At 63.2% G+C, this 19,515-nt stretch carries 5 protein-coding genes (1 of these 5 only partly in view); 2 read left to right on the top strand and 3 right to left on the bottom strand.

Features of this window, described 5'->3' with window-relative positions; genetic code table 11:
- Window positions 1-183: 183 nt before the first annotated feature.
- Entirely contained in the window at window positions 184-2,661 is a 2,478-nt protein-coding gene (locus J3P88_RS09790; protein WP_434574923.1) for a TonB-dependent siderophore receptor, read from the bottom strand.
- 533 nt (window positions 2,662-3,194) lie between these two features.
- Here J3P88_RS09790 and J3P88_RS09785 point away from each other — a divergent pair.
- Window positions 3,195-4,844 carry a cyclic peptide export ABC transporter gene (locus J3P88_RS09785; protein ID WP_186708668.1) on the top strand — a complete coding sequence of 550 codons (1,650 nt, stop codon included), beginning with the start codon at window positions 3,195-3,197 and terminating at the stop codon, window positions 4,842-4,844.
- Between the two features lie 103 nt (window positions 4,845-4,947).
- The gene (locus J3P88_RS09780; RefSeq protein WP_434574921.1) at window positions 4,948-7,383 is read left to right on the top strand and encodes a TonB-dependent siderophore receptor; all 2,436 of its coding nucleotides are present in this window, start codon (window positions 4,948-4,950) and stop codon (window positions 7,381-7,383) included.
- Between the two features lie 559 nt (window positions 7,384-7,942).
- Here the strand turns inward: J3P88_RS09780 and J3P88_RS09775 are convergent.
- Both J3P88_RS09775 and J3P88_RS09770 read right to left on the bottom strand, forming a co-directional pair.
- Window positions 7,943-8,905, bottom strand: coding sequence for an alpha/beta hydrolase (locus J3P88_RS09775; RefSeq protein ID WP_434574919.1), 963 nt, complete (start codon window positions 8,903-8,905; stop codon window positions 7,943-7,945).
- Between the two features lie 186 nt (window positions 8,906-9,091).
- Window positions 9,092-19,515, bottom strand: the 3' portion of a protein-coding gene (locus J3P88_RS09770) for a non-ribosomal peptide synthase/polyketide synthase (RefSeq protein WP_434574917.1). 2,116 nt of this gene lie beyond the right edge of the window; 10,424 of the gene's 12,540 nt are visible here — the last part of the coding sequence; its start codon lies beyond the right edge, outside the window; it ends in the stop codon at window positions 9,092-9,094.

The following is a 19,515-nucleotide window of genomic DNA, read 5'->3' as shown; positions in this document are numbered from 1 at the left end:
GGAGTCATTCTGTGGGAGCAAAGCTTGCTCGCGATGAGGCCGGCACATCCAACCTTTTCATTGGCTGTAATCCCCCCCCCAAAAAAAGACAAAAAAAAGACGCTTCCCATTTCTGAAGAAGCGCCGTTTTTTCTAAGTGAACAGCATCACGCACAAGGCAGGTCTATTTCATTCCCACAAGAATCAGAACTCCGGGGTGTACTTCACGCTGAACATCAGGTTTCGCGGATCACCGAAGTTGTTGTTGCCATCAAGCTGGTTGTAAGCGGGCGTTATATACGTCTTGTCAAACAGGTTGTTGGCATTGAGCGCCAAAGCGATTTCTGGCGTCAGCTGGTAGCCGACACGGGCATTCCACACGGTATAACCCGGTACGTCGGTCTTTTCCTGGTAAACCAGTGTGTGGCTTTGGGTGGTGAAGCCCAGGCCAGTGCTGACACGGCTCCAGTCGCCGGTCAGCTGGTAGTTGCCCCATACCCGCAGCATGTGTTTCGGCGTCCAGCTACTGAAGACAACACCGTCCTTCCCCGGCTCCTCCAGGTACTTGGTGGTGTTGTAGGTGTAGCCCGCGAACAACTGCAGATTGTCTACCACTTCACCACTGATTTCCGCATCGAAACCCTGGCTGCGCACTTTCCCCGAGGCTGCCGAGCAATACCCTCCCTCACATACCATCCCGCCGGCGATGTCTTGGATGGCGCGGTTCTCGTGATCGTAACGGAAGACAGCCAGGGAGGTATTGACCCGACCGTCCATCAGCTCACCCTTGAGGCCGACTTCGTAGTTGGTGCCAACGATGGGCTTGAGCACCGAACCGCTGGTATCGACCTCGGTCTGGGGCTGGAATACATCGGTGTAGCTGGCGTACACCGCCCACTCACGGCTCAGGTCATAGATGATACCGCCGTAGGGCGTGACCACTCCGGTTTCAGTTCCAGTGTTTGCCGTGTAGGGGGTAATACCGGCTGAGTCTTCGGTTCTCGACTTGTAGCTGAAGTCATACCAGCTGACCCGGGAACCCAGCACCAGCGTCAGATCATCGATCGGCTTGACGCGCCAAGTGCCATACACACCCTTCTGGCGGATATCGTACTTACTGAGGACGCCCCGCCCGCCCGGGCTGTTGATCAGACTCTCATAGCTGATGTCCGGCCGGTTATTGTTCAGGTCGAAGATGGAGTCGCTGGTGCTGTTGAATGTACGGGCGTAGCGATCATCCGTCTCCAACTGCGAGAAATTGCCGCCCAGCATGACTTCCTGCTCCATCGACAAGGCTTCGAACTTGCCGATCAGGTTCATGTCCAGACCAGACTTCGTGGACTGGAAATCAGTCACGAAATCGGCATATTGCACGCCACTGCCATCAGGCAATAGACCACCCCCCCTTTGCACTCGCTGGTTTTTCGCCTGGTTGTCTTCAGTCATGTACACGGCACCCACCTTGAACGCCCAGTCATCGTTGAACCGATGCTCCAGGTCGGTGTAGTAGGTGGTGACATCGATTTCCGAACGGTTCCACCGCGCCCCCGTATAGGTCGAACGCGACACGTCCGGCATCGACCCGTCGGCGTAGCGTGGCAGGCCACGGATGTTGCCGCGCGATTCGCCGTTGGATTGGCTGACTGCAAGGCCCAGGGTGGTGTCTTCGCTCAGGTCGACATCCAGCGCACCGTACAGCGAATGGGTCTTGCTCCACGCATGATCGACGAACGAATTGCTCTGGTCTTCGTCGATGACGACACGGCCGCGGATATTGCCGGCCTGGTTCAGCGGGCCGCCAGCGTCCAGTTGCAGGCCGTAGTGATCCCAGGAGCCGGCCTTGCCGGTCAGGGTTACGGTCGGGGCATGCTGGCCACGCTTGCGCACCAGGTTGACGGCACCGCCGGGGCTGCCAGTGCCTTGCAGCAAGCCGGCCGCGCCGCGCATGATTTCCAGGCGGTCGAAGAAGATCAGGTCCTGGGTCGCCCAGTTGCCCAGCGAATAGTTATTGCGCAGGATCGGCACACCATCGTATTGCCAATCGTCGATCTGGAAACCCCGTGACGACAGGATCATGCCTTGGCCGACGCCCTGCAGGCCGACGATGCCGGTAGTCTGGTTGACGGCGTCCTTGAGGCTGACCAGGTTCTGGTCATCCATCTGCTTGCGCGTCATCACGGTGACCGACTGGGGAATTTCCTTGAGGGTGTGGGTGCCCTTGCCGAGGGTCACGGCCTTGCTGGTGTAGGAATGACTGCCTTCGGTTGTCGCGTCCAACGCTTGTGCACTGATGGTGGTCGCACCCAGCTCAAGGCCTCCCGTGGCAGGGCTGCGCATCAGCATCAAGGTATTGCCCTCGAGGCTGTAGCGCACGCCTGTGCCCTTGAGCAATTCGGCGATGGCCGCCTGCGGGCTCATCGTGCCGCTGACGCGGGTGCTTTTCAGCCCGGCCATGTCGCCAGCGTTGTAGATCACTTGCTGGTTGGTCTGCTGACCGAAGGCTTGCAGTGCCTGCGGCAGCGGTTGCGCTGGGATGTCGATGCTGACGTCTTGCGCCATTACCTGAGTGCTGAGGGGCAGTACGCAGACCCACCCCAAACCGGCCAACACCCGCCGCGAACGCAGGCCGCGGGACATGACGAGTGCCTTGAAAAGAGGTTTCAACTCATGAATGGATGACATCGTGTTCTCTATTATTGGTCGAAGTAAAAGTCCATGGGGCCGAAGGGCCCGCCGCTCGCCGGCACACGTGAACCCGCCCCAGGGCAATGTGTCAGGGCGTGGCCGACCCGATGTGCCCACCTACCTAAGTAAGACGCAGCATCTGGCAAAACCGGAATGACTTTACTTATCATTCGCGAAAATGATCAAAAAAAAGGCCGGCTCTGTTGGGCGCCGACCTTTTAATCCTGGATTCCATGGACACAGCCAATACCAGGGCTGCGAACACAACGGTGGCGAGGGAGCTTGCTCCCGCTGGGCCGGTCCGACGCTTCGGGCGAAGCGGCCCCAAGATTTTGCGGCCGCTGCGCAACCGAGCGGGAGCAAGCTCCCTCGCCACAATTGTGTGTCAGCCGGTTCCTCGCTAAATCCCCCTCCCGTCCAATCGTTCTACAGATGGGCGCGACCCAACCCGGCGTGCCGCCGTCCTCCAGCCCATGCGGTGCATGTCCCCGCGATGGCGTTCGTCCTTTTCATCTTGCAGGGAAACCTCCATGAGCCAACCAAAACGCGGGGTGATCAATGAATTGTTCACCCTGCTCAAACCCTTCCGGCTGATTGTCATCGGCGCCATCCTGCTGGGCATGGTCGGTGGCCTGAGCGTCACCGTGCTGCTGGCCACCATCAACCAGGTGCTGCACGCCGAAGGCGGGCTGAGTCACACCGTGGTGGGCGTGTTCGCCGGGTTGTGCCTGCTGGCCCTGATCAGCTCCATCTGTTCCGACATCGGCACCAACTACGTTGGCCAGAAGATCATCGCCAAGCTGCGCAAGGAGCTGGGGGAAAAAGTCCTGTCGGCACCGATCCAGCAGATCGAACGCTACCGCAGCCATCGCCTGATCCCGGTGTTGACCCACGACGTCGACACCATCAGCGATTTCGCCTTCGCCTTCGCCCCCCTGGCCATTTCCCTGACCGTCACCCTTGGGTGCATGGGGTACCTGGCAATGCTGTCGTGGCCGATGTTCCTGATGATGGTCGTGGCGATCATCATCGGCACCGTGGTGCAGTACATCGCCCGCGGGCGGGGGATCAAGGGCTTCATGGAGGCGCGCGACTCCGAGGACGAGTTGCAGAAGCACTACAACGCCATCGCCGAAGGCGCCAAGGAGCTGCGCATCCATCGCCCTCGTCGGCACCGCATGTTCGTCTCGGGCATCGAGCACACCGCCGACAAGATCTGCGACACGCAGATCCGCTCGGTGAACATTTTCGTGATCGCCAAGACCTTCGGCTCGATGCTGTTCTTCGTGGTGATCGGCCTGGCCCTGGCCCTGCAGTCACTGTGGCCGAGCGCCGACAAAGCGGTGATGAGCGGTTTCGTGCTGGTGTTGCTGTACATGAAAGGCCCGCTGGAACACCTGATCGGTACCCTGCCCATCGTCAGTCGTGCGCAGATCGCCTTCCGCCGCATCGCCGAATTGTCGGAACAGTTTTCATCCCCTGAACCCCACTTGCTACTCAACGACCAAGGCCAGCCGAAAACGCCGGTGCAGACGCTGGAACTGAGCAACGTGTCCTATAGCTTCCCGGCGGTGGAAGGCGCCGCGCCGTTCCGCCTGGGGCCGGTGAACCTGAAGATCGACCAGGGCGACATCGTGTTCATCGTCGGTGAAAACGGCTGTGGCAAGACCACGCTGATCAAGCTGCTGTTGGGCCTCTACGCGCCGCAGCAAGGGGAAATCCGCCTCAACGACCACGCCGTGACGGCTGTGACCCGCGATGACTATCGCCAGTTGTTCACGACGATTTTTGCCGACTACTACCTGTTCGACGACATCGTCCAGGGCGACACCCATATCCCGGACGACGCCAACCAATACCTGCAACGCCTGGAGATCGCCCACAAGGTCAGCGTGCGCGACGGCGCCTTCACCACCACCGACCTGTCCACCGGCCAGCGCAAGCGCCTGGCGCTGGTCAATGCGTGGCTGGAAGAGCGTCCGGTGCTGGTCTTCGACGAATGGGCCGCCGACCAGGACCCGACCTTCCGGCGGATTTTCTACACGGAGTTGCTGCCGGACCTCAAGCGCCTGGGCAAGACCATCATCGTGATTTCCCACGACGACCGTTACTTCGACGTGGCCGACCAATTGGTGCGCATGGAAGCCGGCCGCGTCATCACCGAACTGACATCCGCCTGAATAATCACGATTCTCATTCTGGTTTTTCTGGGGTGGTGCGTCCTAATTAAGAATCGATCACAACTACACCCTATTAAAACTAAAACCTGCAAGAGTGAAACACATGCCAGCAACTCCGGGGATTCCACGTTTTACCAAGGCACTGATCATGCGGCGCCTGCTGCAACCAGGCTTCAGCGCCACCGCGTTCAGCCTGGCACTGGCCATGCCGTTCAGCGCACAGGTCCAGGCACAGGAAGTCGACCTCAACATCGCGGCGCAGTCGCTGTCGAGTGCCCTGCAGGCGTTGAGCAATCAAACGAACATGCAAGTGCTCTACAGCGCCGATGATGTCCAGGGCCTGCGCAGCCAGCCGGTCAGTGGCCGGTTGTCGCCGGCGCAAGCGTTGTCGCAGATGCTGGTGGGGACCGGCGTCATGTTCACGATCCAGGGCAACACGGCCAGCGTGCGCGCCAGGACGTCAGGGGATTCGCTGGAACTGGGCGCCACGACCATCACCGGTAAAACCGCGGAATCGGCCTACGGCCCGGTGGACGGCTACGTCGCCACCCGCAGCGCCACCGGCACCAAGACCGACACGCCGATCCTGGAGATCCCGCAGACCATCAACGTGGTCACCGCCGACCAGATCGCCATCCAGGGCGCACGCAACCTGACCCAGGCCTTGCGCTACACGCCGGGCCTGGACACCAGTGGCTTCACCGACCGCAACACCATCGCCGATGAAATCACCAGCCGCGGGTTCGCGCCGACACAGCTGTACCTCGACGGTGCCTACCTGCCCTATGCCGGCAGCCTGGGCGGCGCGCCGCAAATCGATCCGTATACCTTGGAACGCATCGAAGTGCTCAAGGGCCCTTCATCGGTGCTGTACGGGCAGAACCAGCCGGGCGGCCTGATCAACATGGTCTCCAAGCGCCCGACCACTGAACAGCGCAGCCAGATCAAACTGGGCGCGGGCAGCTACGACCGGGTCAACGGCGCGTTCGACACCAGCGGCCCGATCGACGATCAAAAGGAATTCAGCTACCGCGTCATCGGCGTGGCGAAAAAAGGCAACCAACAGGTCGATCACACCCACAGCGAACGCATGCTGCTCGCACCGAGCCTGACCTGGGCGCCCAATGAAGACACCTCGCTGACGGTGCTGGCGCAGATCCAGCGCGATGACGGCCTGGAAGACTATCAGGCCCTGCCGATGATCGGCTCCCTGAAGCGCGGCCCCAACGGCCAGCGGATCGACCGGGACTTTTTCTCCGGCGACACTCGGTGGAACGACTACAAGCGTGACCAGTTCGTTCTCGGCTACGACTTCAGCCACAACTTCACCGATGACCTGACATTCCGCTCCACCGCCCGTTACACCGATGTGCGTGACCAGTATCGGGGCTTCTACCTGCGTGGTTTCGTTGGGAATGACCAGACCCAGGCCACTCGCAACAAACTCGACTGGCAGCAGCACAACACCGCCTACACCATCGATAACAATGTGGAATACAAATTCAACACCGGCGCCCTCGAGCACACCACCCTGGCGGGCGTGGACTATCGCCATTTCAACCGCAAATACAAGGGCTACAACATCACAGGCGCGCCAATCGACCTGTACGGCAATAACAACAACTATGACACCAGCGACGTAACCCCGACGCTGGACACCCAATGGGACAACACCGTTCGCCAGACCGGCGTCTACCTGCAAGACCAGATCAAGCTGGACAAGTGGATCCTGACCGTGGGGGGTCGCCAGGACTGGGCCGAAGTGGATAACAAGGACCTGCTGGCACGCACCGTTTCCTCACTGCGTGACAACAAGTTCACCGGCCGGATCGGCCTGACCTATGTCACCGATTTCGGCCTCGCGCCCTATATCAGTTACTCGGAATCCTTCCTGCCGACCACGGGCACGGACGCTAGCGGCAATGCCTTCAAGCCGACCGAGGGTGAACAATACGAAGTGGGTGTGAAATACCAGCCGTTCGACAAAACGATGATTACCGCGTCGGTGTTCCAGATCAAACAGAAGAACCTGGTCACCGGCGACCCTGCCGATCCCCAGAATTCGATCCAGTCGGGCCAGGTACGTTCACGGGGTGTCGAGCTGGAAATCAAATCCACCCTCGACAACATCGAAGTCATGGCCGCCGCCACTTACCTCGACTCGTTCTACACCAAGGACAACTACGGCAACGAGGACAACCGCAGCGAGCAACAGGCACCGTTCTCCGCCACATTGTGGGCCAACTACCACTTCACCCAGGCCACGCTCAATGGCTTGACCTTCGGCGCAGGCGCCCGCCACACCGGCCGCAAGCCGGGCGACGCGGCCAACTCGTTCGACGTCCCTGCCTACACCGTGTTCGACGCCACCATCAGCTATGACATGGGCAAGGCCACCTCAAGCCTGCGTGGCGTCACCACCAGCCTGAACGTGCAGAACGTCTTCGACCGCGAGTACGTGTCCAACTGCAACTACTCGTTCGGCTGCTACTACGGCCAGGAACGCGTGGCCTCGCTGGACGTGACCTACGACTTCTAAGCAACACCGCACACAAAAAAACCGGGCCTGGCCCTAATGCCGATCAGTTAAGCGAAATAAAACCCGGCAGTAACCCTGTGGCGAGGGAGCTTGCTCCCGCTGGGTCGCGAAGCGGCCCTGTTTTGGGGCTGCTACGCCCGAGGCGTCGGACCGGCCCAGCGGGAGCAAGCTCCCTCGCCACGGTTTGTGTGTTTGCCCGTGCTATCCACTTAACTGACAGGCATTAGGCCTGGCCCGGTTTTTTTGTGCCTGCAGATCTTGAAGTCATCCCAAAAACACTGTGGGAGCGGGCTTGCTCGCGAAGACGGCAGCACAGTCAACATCGATGTCGTTTGACCCACCGCTTTCGCGAGCAAGCCCGCTCCCACAAGGGATTTGTGGCGTATGCAAATCCTCAGACCACCCAAACATAACTGTGGGAGCGAGCCTGCTCGCGATAGCGGTGTATCAGTCGCTTCAAATGCCGGCTGACCCTCCGCTTTCGCGAGCAAGCCCGCTCCCACAAGGGATTTGTGGCGTATGCAAATCCTGAGGCCACCCCACAGGGAATAGTAGGCCCTCAGGCAGTCAGTGCAACCCGCAGCGCCTGGCTCAGTTGCCCATACACCTCATCAATCTCCGGCACCACGCTCTGCAAGCGCAGGTAGTCGTGGATCAGGCCGGTGTATTCGATCAGTTCCACGCTCACCCCCTGCGCCTGCAAACGCCGGGCGTAGGCGCGGCCTTCGTCGAGCAGCGGGTCATGGCCGGCCAGGGCGATCAGGGCCGGGGCCAGGCCTGGGCAACCGGGCGCCAGCAACGGCGAGAAACGCCAGTCCAGACGATCGGTGGGCTCATTGGCGTAGTGCCGGTAGAACCACTCGAGGGTTTCGCTCTCCAGCAGATAACCTTCGCCGAACAACTCGGTGGACGGGCTGCTGGTGGACGCATCGGTCACCGGGTAGCAGAGCAATTGAAAGCACGGCTTGACCGCCAGGGAGGCGGGTTCCAAGGCCGATTGCAGCGCCAGCACCGTCGCCAGGGTCGCGCCGACGCTGTCGCCGCCGAACGCCACGCGGCTGATATCCAAACCCTCGACGTGGGCCTGCCGGGCCAGCCAGTCGAGGGCATCGGCGCCGTCGTTCAGCGGGGTCGGGAAAGTGTGTTCCGGGGCCAGGCGATAGCCCACCGACAACACCGCACAGGGTGTCCGCGCGCAGAATTCGCGGCAGACGCCGTCGTGGGATTCCAGGCTGCCGACCACATAACCACCGCCGTGAAAGTACACCAGCACCGGCAGCGCCTGGGCCGGAGCCGTGGCGGGACGGTACAGGCGCAGCGCCAGCGTCGCGCCGTCACGGGTCGTGAATGAGTGAGCGGCGCACTGCACATCCGCCGGAGCGCTCCAGCGCAATTGCACCGTGGTGCGCTCGAACGCCTCGCGGGCCTGGGCCGGTGTCGACAGGTGAAACGGCCCGGGGCCCTCGGCCTGGCTTTCTTCGGCCAGGTCGAGGAAGGCATTGAGTTCCGGATGCAGGGACATCGGAGGGGTTCCTTATGAAAAACCAGGGATAAAAGCTGAGCCACACAGGCCCATGCAAAACCCTGTGGCGAGGGAGCTTGCTCCCGCTGGACTGCGCAGCAGGCCCAAGTTTTTGTTCCCAGACAAAAGGCTTGGGGCCGCTTCGCGACCCAGCGGGAGCAAGCTCCCTCGCCACAGAGACAAGGTTTAAGCCGCCTGCGCCACGCAGTGCTCGATCAACGCTTCCAGTTCCTCCTGGTAAGCACGCATCAAGCCCTCGACAGTCTCGGCACGGTAGCGGCGGGTGCTGAAGATGCAACGCAGCGCCAGGCGTCCGTCGTACACCTGCCCCACCACTTCCAGCCAGTTACCGAGTGCGGCATGGGGGCTGTAGCAGCTGCCGTAGCTTTCCGCCGCCGGCACCAGCAATGCCTTGTCGTCGAAGCTCTGGTCGAACTGCCCCAGGTAGTTGAACGTCACCCGGGCCTGGGGCGCACGCCCCAAGGTGGCGGCCAGCGGCTCGCCGCTCATGTAGCGCAACACGCCGTAGCCCAAGCCCTTGTTCGGCACCGCGGCCAACTGCCGCTGCACCGCCCGCACCGACGTGCCGATATCGGCTTCAGGGTTCGGGGCCAGTCGCACCGGGAACATGCTGGTGAACCAGCCCAGGCTACGGCTCAGGTCGATGTCCTTGACCAAGTCCTCGCGACCATGCCCCTCCAACTGGATCAGCACCGAAGGCTGCTGGCTCCAACGGCACAACACCCGACTCAGCGCCGCCAGCAACACGTCGTTGATCTGCGTCTGGTAGACCGCCGGCACTTGTTTGAGCAACTGCTGGGTGTGCTGCTCCGACAAGCTCAAATGCGCCACCGACTGGTACTGCACCTGGTTCTTGCCCCGCAGGTTGTCACACGGCAACTCGCTGCCCGGCTGGTCAATCTGTTCCAGCCACCAGGCTTTTTCCTGCGCCGGATAATCCAGCGCATAGACTTGCAGGCCCTCGGCCCAGGCCCGGTAGCTGCTGGTGCGAATCGGCAGGTTCGGTGCCTGGCCCTCACTGTAGGCCGTATAAGCGGTCTGCAAATCCTGCAGCAGCAAACGCCACGACACCGTGTCGATGACCAGGTGATGAATGACCATCAACACGCGGATTTCACCGTTGCCCAAGGTCACGTGCGCCGTGCGCCACACCGGGCCGTTGTGCAGATCGAGGCTGCGTTGCACCTGTTCGGCGTACAACTCCAGTTCAGCCTCATCGGCCACGCTGTGCTGCCACAGCAAGGGTTCGCTGGCCCACTGCGCCTGCATGTCTTCCAGCGCCTGGTAATGCTGCAGGTGACGTCCGCCGGCTTCGCTGAAGCGCAGGCGCAAGGCGTCGTGCTGCTGCATCATGCCGCGCAACGCCAATTCCAACGCCGTCAGGTTCAATCCTTGGCGGGCCCGCAGCATCAGTGCCTGGTTGTAGTGATGGGGTTCGCTCATGCGCTGGTCGAACCACCACTGCTGGATCGGAATCAGGTTGAACTGCCCTTCGGCGGCCACCTGGGTCATATCCTCGGCCGTCACGGCGCGCGTGTTCGAACGCTGGTCGAAAATCGCCTCGATGGTCTGGCCGCGCATCAAGTCCCGCAGCTTGAGCTCCATCTTCAGCTCGCCATGGTTGCGCACCCGCGAGACCACTTGCAGGCTGAGGATCGAGTCACCGCCCAACTCGAAGAAATTGTCGGTGATGCCCACCCGCTCGACTTGCAACACATCAGCCCAGACCTCGGCCAACAGTTGCTCATCGCGGTTGCGCCCCGGCACATACTCGCTGCCCTTGAACTCCGGCTCCGGCAGGGCCTGGCGATCGAGCTTGCCGTTCGGCGTGACCGGCAACGCCTCCAGGCAGATCACCTGGGCCGGCACCATGTAGTCCGGCAATTGCACCCGCAGCTCGGCCTTGAGCCGATCGCCGATGGCCACGCCATCGGGGGTGACCACGTAGCCGATCAGTTGCTTGCCCGAGGCGCTGTCACGGGCGATCACCAACGCATCGCTGACATCGTCCAGTTGCCGCAGGCTGGCCTCGACTTCCCCCAGTTCGATGCGGAAGCCCCGCACCTTGATCTGGTGGTCGATACGCCCGACGTAATCGAGCACGCCGTCGGCGCGCTGGCGCACTAGGTCGCCGCTGCGATACAGGCGATCGCCCGGTTGGCCGAACGGGTCCGGCACGAAGCGCTCGGCACTCAGGTCCGGGCGACGGTGATAACCACGGGCGATGCCCGTGCCACCGATGTACAACTCGCCGGCAATGCCCGGCGGCAACGGGTTGAGGTGGTCGTCGAGCACATACAAGGCGCGCTCGCCCACCGCCCGCCCGATCGGCGCGTAGGCGGCCTCGCAACGTTGGCTGGCCGGCACCTTCCACAACATGGGTGTGACCACGGTTTCCGTCGGGCCGTAGCCGTTGGTGAAGAATCGTGGGCGCAGCGCCGTCTTCACTTGCTCGAAGGTCTGGTCCGGCACCGCATCGCCGCCGAAGCAGTACACCCGCACCGGCGGTGGCGCCAGTTGGCTGTGGGCGGCGTATTCGGCCAGTTGCTTGAGGTAGGCCGGCGGGAAGCAGGCGATGGTAATGCCATGGCGGTGCAAGGCGTCGAAGGTCTGCTCCGGTGTCCACAGTGCGCCGTCGCGAATCACCAGGGTGCCGCCACTGAACAAGGTGCTTAGCCAGCGTTCATGGGCACCGTCGAAAGCGAACGACATGAAATGCAGCTCACGTGTGTCCTCGTCCATGTCATACAGCCCGGCGATGGCCTGGCAGTGCATGCTCATCGGCCCGTGCGCCACGGCGACACCCTTGGGTCGACCGGTGGAACCCGAGGTGTAGATCAGGTAGGCCAGGTTGCCGCCGAGCAAACCGCTGCGCGGCGGCAAGTCGCTGTAGCCACGGCTGTCGAAACCGTCGATGGCCAGGCGCGGCAAACCGTCGAGATCCGGCAAGCGCCCCTGTACCCGGCTGTGGGTCAGCAACAGCGCCATGGCCGAATCGTCGATCATGAACGCCAGGCGCTCGGGTGGATAATCGATGTCCAGCGGCACATACGCCGCGCCGCTTTTCATCACCGCCAGCAGCGCCACGACCATGTCCACCGAACGCTCCAGGGCCACGCCGACCACCACTTCCGGGCCGGCGCCGAGTTCGATCAAGCGGTGGGCCAGGCGGTTGGCCCGGCGCTCCAGTTCGCCGTAACTCAACGAATCGTCGCCACACACCAGCGCCGAGGCCTGCGGTCGCGACTGGGCATGCCGGCCAATCAGCTCCGGCAACAGCTGCGGCTGATAGCAGCCGTTCGGCGCCGCGCTCCATTGTTCGAAGGCCTGCCATTGTTCCACCGACAAGCGCTGCAAATTGCCCAGGCACGCGTGGGGTGCATGGATCATCGCTTCCAGGGTGTCTTCCATCGTCCGGCGGATGCGTTCCACCGCTTCGACGCTGAAGGCGTTACGCAGGAACAGGTACTCGATGGACAACGTTTCGCCCAGGTTCACCGCCAGGTCCATCGGGAAGTTGGTCACGTCATGGTTGCGCGACTCGCCGAAGCTCAGGCCGGTGTCCTGCTGCTCGCCCAGGCGTTCGTCGATGGGGTAGTTCTCGAACACGATGATGCTGTCGAACAAGCCCTGCCCGCCGAGGCCCGACCAGCGCTGGATGTCCGCCAGTGGCGCATGGGAATGCTCACGAAGGTCCAGGTTGTAGGCCTGCAACTGTTGCAGCCATTGATCCAGCGGCTGCTCGGGATCCAGGGTCTGGATCACCGGCAAGGTGTTGATGAACAGGCCGAGAATGTTATCGGCGTTGACCAGCCCCGCCGGACGCCCGGCGACGGTGGCGCCGAAGACCACGGTGTCCTGCCCGGTAAAGCGTTGCAGCAACAGCAGCCACGCCCCTTGGATCAAGGTATTGGGGGTGATCTGCAAGGCGCGGCAGGCCTGTTGCAGGCGAGCGGTCTGCGTCACGTCCCAGCGCGAATACAACGCCTCGTGCCCCGGCAGTGCCTCGGCGTGACGCGGGAACATCGCCTGGTTGAGGGAGGTCGCCTGCTCCAGGGTATCGAGGCGGCTGCGCCAGAAGCGTTCCAGCGCACCCTGGTCCTGGCGTTGCAGCCATTCGATGAATTCGCGGTAGCGGCCATTGCGGCTGGGCACCTGCCCGTGGGCGTAGAATTGCAGCACTTCACCGAACAACCGCGAACTGCTCCAGCCATCCATGAGGATGTGGTGGCAGGTCCAGATCATCTGGTAGCGATCATCTTCCAGGCGCAGCAACAGCACCCGTTGCAGGGGCGCGCGGCTCAAGTCGAAACCGGCCAGGTAGTCGGCGGTCGCCCGGGCGCTGATCGCCTGCTCGCTGATGTCCTGTCCGCGCCAGTCTTCGACCTGCAGCGGCAATTCAACGTGGCGGTGGACGATTTGCACCGGCGCGCTCAAGCCATCCTGCCAGTGGAAACTGGTGCGCAGGATGTCCTCGCGCTCGATCACCGAGGTCCAGGCCCGGGCAAAACGCTCGGTGTCCAGGCCATGCACCGGCAGGCAGATCTGGTTGATGTACAAGCCGGAGCTGTCGTCGGCCAGGGTATGGAACAACATGCCGTCCTGCATCGGCGACAGTGGATAGATGTCCTCCACCTGCGCCACCGGCACCGGCAGGCCGTTGAGTTGCGCCTGGCTCAGCCGTGCCAGCGGGAAGTCGGAAGGTGTCAGGCCCAGGTGCCCGTCGGTGCAGCAGTGGTCGATCAGTTGCTGCAACGCCACCGAGTAGGCATCGGCCAATTGCTGGAGCGTGGCCTCGTCGAAGACATCGCCACTGAAGGTCCAATCGAGGGACAATTGGCCGTTGAAGATCCGCCCGTCGATGGTCAGCCAGTTGCCCAGCGCCACGTCGTCGCCGTGCCCTGCGCCACTGCCCTCCTCACTCGGGACGAACAGCGCCTGCTCATCGAAGCTCTGGTCGAACTGCCCCAGATAGTTGAAGGTGATGCGCGCTGGCGGCAGTTTTGCCAGCCGTTGCTGGACCGCTTCGGCGCCGAGGTAACGCAGGACGCCGTAGCCCAAGCCCTTGTTCGGCACCGCGCGCAGTTGTTCCTTGATCCGCTTGATCGATTCGGCGGGGTCGCTCGCCGGCGTCAGCAACACCGGGAACAGGCTGGTGAACCAACCGACGGTGCGACTCAGGTCGACGCCCTCGAACAGCTCTTCGCGGCCATGGCCTTCGAGCTGCACCAGGCAGGCCGGTTGCCCGGTCCATTGGCAGACCACTTGCGCCAGCGCACTGAGCAGCAAATCGTTGACTTGGGTGCGATAGGCCGTCGGCGCTTGCTTGAGCAAACGCTGGGTCTGGTTGGCATCCAGGCACGTGCTCACCGAACGGCCATGGGCCGCAGCCTGGCTGCCCTCGGGACGGGCCCGTGGCAATGGCGGCAAGGGCTGATCCAGTTGCCCGACCCAGTAATCCAATTCCTTGTTCAGGGTTTCGCCGTGGGCGTAATCCTGCAACCGCGCGGCCCAGGCCTTGAACGCCGTGGACTTGCCCGGCAAGGCTGGCGCCTGGTTCGCCCGCAATTGGCGATAGACGTTTTGCAGGTCTTCCAGCAGCACCCGCCACGACACGCCGTCCATGACCAGGTGATGAATCGCCAGGTGCAGGCGCGCACTGCCGTCCTGCACCGCGATCAGGCTGCAACGCAGCAATGGGCCGTGTTGCAGGTCGAGGCTACGTTGCGCCTGGTCGGCGATGGCGACGATCTCGGTGGCATCCTGCGCAGTGCGCCGCCAGATCTCCAGGGGCTGCTCATCCATGGCCTGGTGGCTGGCGTGCCAACGGCCATCGTCGGCCTGGGTGAACCGCAGGCGCAGGGCATCGTGATGGGCCACCACCTGAGCGAGGGCCTGTTGCAGGTGCGCGATGTCCAGCGGTTCGCGCGGGGTCAGCAGGACCGATTGGTTCCAGTGATCGCGGTGCGGGATATCGCTGGCGAAGAACCAGTGCTGCATGGGCACCAGCGCGCTGTCGCCGGTGACCGGCCCCTGGTCGATCAGCCCTTCGTCGGTGGCGGTGGCGACCCGCGACAGGGCCTGGATATTCTGGTGCAGGAACAGATCCTTGGGGGTCAGGCCGATGCCTTGGGCACGCGCCCGGCTGACCACCTGGATCGAGTTGATCGAGTCGCCGCCCAGGGCGAAGAAGTTGTCGGCGGTGCCCACCCGCTCGACGCCGAGCACCCCTTGCCAGATCTCCACCAGCGCCCGCTCGATGGCGTTGACCGGTGCGGTGAACGCCTCTTGGCGCTCGGCCAGGTCCGGCGCCGGCAACGCCTTGCGGTCGAGCTTGCCGTTCGGGCTCAGTGGCATGTGTTCCAGGCGGGTCAGGTGCGTCGGCACCATGTGTTCCGGCAGGCTCAGGCGCAAATGGCCCAGGAGCGCTTCACGCAATTGGGACCAAGCGCCGGTTGCCTCGGCCTGGGCGACCACGTAGCCGCTCAGCACCTTGCCGCTGCGGCTGTCCTGGGCCACCACCACCGCTTCGCGCACCGCCCCGTGTTCGAGCAAACGTGCTTCGATTTCCCCCAACTCGATACGGAACCCGCGGACCTTCACCTGATGGTCGATCCGGCCGATGTAGTCGATCACCCCGTCCGGGCGATAGCGCGCCAGGTCGCCGGTGCGGTACAGCCGCTCGCCGGCCACGAACGGGCTAGCGACGAAACGCTCGGCCGTCAGTTCGGGACGACGGTGATAACCGCGGGCCAGGCCCTGGCCGCTGAGGTACAGCTCGCCGTTGACGCCGCTCGGCACCGGGTTCAGCTCATCGTCGAGGATGTAGGTCATCAGGTTGGCAATCGGCTCGCCAATGGGCACTGCATCGCGCCCTTCGTCGCGGCAGGTCCAATGGGTCACGTCGATGGCCGCTTCGGTCGGACCGTAGAGGTTATACAGCCGGGCATTGGGCAACTTGGCGAACACCTGCTGCTGGGCATCCACCGGCAGGGCTTCGCCGCTGCAGACGATGCGAGACAGGCTGGTGCAACGGCTGACGTTGGCGTCGAGCACGAACGCTTGCAGCATCGACGGCACGAAATGCAGGGTGGTGATGGTTTCCCGTTCGATCAGGCTGACCAGTTTTTGCGGGTCACGATGATCGCCCGGTGCCGCGACGACCAGGCGTACGCCGGTCACCAACGGCCAGAAGAACTCCCAGACCGACACGTCGAAACTGAACGGCGTCTTCTGCAGGACGCTGTCACCAGCGCCCAGGCCATAGGCCTGTTGCATCCAGCACAAGCGGTTGGTCAGCGCGCCATGGCTGTTGCCGGCGCCCTTGGGCTTGCCGGTGGAGCCAGAGGTGTAGATCACGTAGGCCAGGTTCTCGGCGACGACCCGGACAGGCGGATTGTCGGTGGGGTTGTCGCGCAACCAATCGTCATCCCCATCCAGCACCAACGTGGTGACACCACCCTCTGTGGGAGCGAGCCTGCTCGCGAAGAGGCCATCACATTCAACATCAATATCGACTGTCAGGCCGCTATCGCGAGCAGGCTCGCTCCCACAGAATTGGTTGAGCAATGAGCTTTGGGTCAGCAGCAACTCGATGCCACTGTCCTCGATCATGTAGGCCAGGCGCTCCGGCGGGTAGTCCGGGTCCAACGGCACGTAGGCGCCGCCGGCCTTGAGGATCGCCAGCAGGCCAACGACCATTTCCACGCTGCGCTGCACCGAGATGCCCACCAGCACATCCGGGCCGACGCCGCGAGCGATCAAGGCGTGGGCCAACGGGTTGGCGCGGGCGTTGAGCTGGGCATAGCTCAGCGACTGCCCTTCGAACACCAGCGCCTCGGCGTTGGGGTCACGCTCGACCTGGGCTTCGATCAACTGATGCACCGGGAGATGGTTCGGGTAATCGGCGAAGGTGCGGTTCCAGTCCTCGACGATCAGGCGCCGCTGCGCCCCGTCCAGCATCGGCAGTTCGGCGATGCGCTGGGTCGGGTTGACGACGATGGCGCGCAACAGGTTCAGCCAGTGCTCGCCGAGGCGGGCGATGGTGCTCGGCTCGAACAGGTCGCTGGCGTAAGTCAGCGCGGCGCTGAGGCCATCGGCGTATTCGAAGGTGTCCAGGGTCAGGTCGAACTGGGCGGTGCCTGCATCCCAGGTCAGTGGCTCCAGGCTCAGGCCCGGCAACGCCGACAGGTCCCGGCGGGCATCGCTGGCATGGTTGAACATCACTTGGAACAATGGCGTGTGGCTCAGGTTGCGCGCTGGCTCCAGCCGTTCCACCAGTTGTTCGAATGGCAGGTCCTGGTGGGCCTGGGCACCCAATGCGCGTTGCTTGACCTGATCGAGCAACTGGTCGAATCGCAGGTTGCCGTCGATGTCGGCCTTGAGCACCTGGGTGTTGACGAAGAAACCCAGCAGGCGCTCGGTTTCCACCCGGTTACGGTTGGCAATCGGCACGCCGACGCGGATGTCGTCCTGGCCGCTGTAGCGGTGCAACAAGGTCTGCAAGCCGGCGAGCAAGAGCATGAACAGCGTGCTGTTGTGCTGCTGGGCCAGGCGCTTGAGGCCTTCGGCCAACGCCGGTTCGATGACGATGGGCAGCCGGGCGCCGCGATAACTTTGCTGGGCCGGGCGCGGATGGTCGGTCGGCAGTTCGAGAATCGGTTGCTCACCGCCCAACTGCGCGATCCAGTAGTCGAGTTGACGCTGCTGCTCCCCCGCCGCCAGCCATTGCCGCTGCCAGTGACCGTAGTCGGCGTACTGGATCGGCAGCGGCGCCAGTTCCACGGCCTGGCCCTGGCTGAAACCTGCGTACAACTGTAGCAGGTCGTCGACCATGATCTGCATCGACCAGGCATCGGAGACGATGTGGTGCTGGGTCAGGATCAGCACATGGTCATCAGCGCCCAGTTGCAGCCACTTGACCCGCAGCAACGGGCCGCGCTGCAAATCGAACAACTGCCGGGTTTCGGCTTCGATCAAGCCGCGCAAGGCCTGGTCATCGACAGTGGCGTCGATTGATTCGACCGCCAGGGCCAGCGGCGCCGGTTCGTCGATCACTTGCAGGGGGCGCTCGTTATCGAGCACGAAGCGGGTCCGCAGGCTCTCGTGACGCGCCACCAGCGCATCGAAGCTCCGTTGCAACGCTCCACGGTCGAGGGTACCGCGCAAACGCAGGGCCGCGGGAATGTGATAGGCGCTGCTGGTGGGTTCCAGTTGCCAGAGGAACCACTGCCGTTGCTGGGCGAACGAGAGCGCCAGCGGCTGGTCGCGAGCAATGCGTGGGATGCTCGCTTCATCGTGCGCCGATGCCGTGCCCATGGCCTCGACAAACGCCCGCAGGCTGTGATGGGCGAACAACAGGCGCAACGGCACCTGAATATTCAGTTGCTGGCGAATCCGTGACATCACCTGGGTCGCCAGCAAGGAGTGGCCACCCAGCTCAAAGAAACTGTCGTCCAGGCCGACCCGCTGGACCTTGAGGATATCCGCCCAGATCGTCGCCACCGCCTGCTGCCTGGACGTCTGCGGCGCGACATAGGTTTTCTGCCATTGGCTGGCATCGGGCTTGGGCAATTGCTTGCGATCCAGCTTGCCGTTGGGCGTCAGCGGGAAGCGCGGCAACAGCACCACGTGGGACGGCACCATGTAGTCGGGCAGGTTGACCTTGAGCCGTGTGGTGAGGCTGTCGCGCAGGCCGCTCTGGGCGGTGGCGTCCAGGTCACTCAGCTCTGTACTCGGCACGATGTACGCCACCAACGCCTGGCCGCCCGGCGCGTCCTGGGCCAGCACCGCCGCTTCCCGCACGCTGTCCTGTTCCAGCAGGCGTGCCTCGATCTCTCCCAACTCGATGCGAAAGCCGCGGATCTTCACTTGATGGTCGATGCGCCCGAGGTATTCGAGGATCCCGTCGGCACGCTGGCGCGCCAGGTCACCGGTGCGATACAGGCGCTCGCCGGCGATAAACGGATGGGGCACGAAGCGTTCGGCGGTCAGCGCCGGGCGCTGGAAATAACCACGGGCCAGGCCCTGGCCGCCGATCAGCAATTCCCCGGCCACGCCATAAGGCACCGGCATCAGGTCGGCACCGACGATGTACAGCGTGGTGTTGTCGATGGGCCCGCCGAGCCACGGTTGCGCGGCCTGGGTTTGCAACGGGTGCAAGGCCGACCAGATGGTGGTTTCCGTCGGGCCGTAGAGGTTCCACACTTCACCGCCGAGGGCGAGCATGCGCACGGCCAGTTCCCGGGGCAACGCCTCGCCCCCGCACAGGCATTTGCAGCCACGCAGACCCTGGGCGTTTTCATTGTCCAGCAACATGCGCCAGGTCGACGGCGTGGCCTGCAGCACATTGACCTGCTCGGCCGCGATCAATGCCAACACCGCGTACGGGTCCTGGGCGACGTGTTGGCCGGTCAGCACGATGCATGCGCCGACCATCAGCGGCACGTAGATTTCCAGGCCGAAAATATCGAACGAGAACGTGGTCAGCGACAACGCCCGATCCTGGGCCGTCATGCCCGGTGCCTTGGCCATGCTCGCGACGAAGTTGGTCAGCGCGCCGTGGCGCACCATCACGCCCTTGGGCTTGC

Source organism: Pseudomonas sp. Z3-6 (genome assembly GCF_051131985.1).
In the GTDB taxonomy this organism is placed as follows: domain Bacteria; phylum Pseudomonadota; class Gammaproteobacteria; order Pseudomonadales; family Pseudomonadaceae; genus Aquipseudomonas; species Aquipseudomonas zanjanensis.
This window is presented reverse-complemented; position numbering and strand designations above follow the sequence as displayed.

What these genes read in the sequence shown, in the direction of transcription:
- J3P88_RS09780 (WP_434574921.1), top strand. Translation starts at nt 4,948, where the DNA reads ATGCCAGCAACTCCGGGGATTCCACGTTTTACCAAGGCACTGATCATG.
- J3P88_RS09785 (WP_186708668.1), top strand. Translation starts at nt 3,195, where the DNA reads ATGAGCCAACCAAAACGCGGGGTGATCAATGAATTGTTCACCCTGCTC.
- J3P88_RS09790 (WP_434574923.1), bottom strand. Translation starts at nt 2,661, where the DNA reads ATGTCATCCATTCATGAGTTGAAACCTCTTTTCAAGGCACTCGTCATG.
- J3P88_RS09775 (WP_434574919.1), bottom strand. Translation starts at nt 8,905, where the DNA reads ATGTCCCTGCATCCGGAACTCAATGCCTTCCTCGACCTGGCCGAAGAA.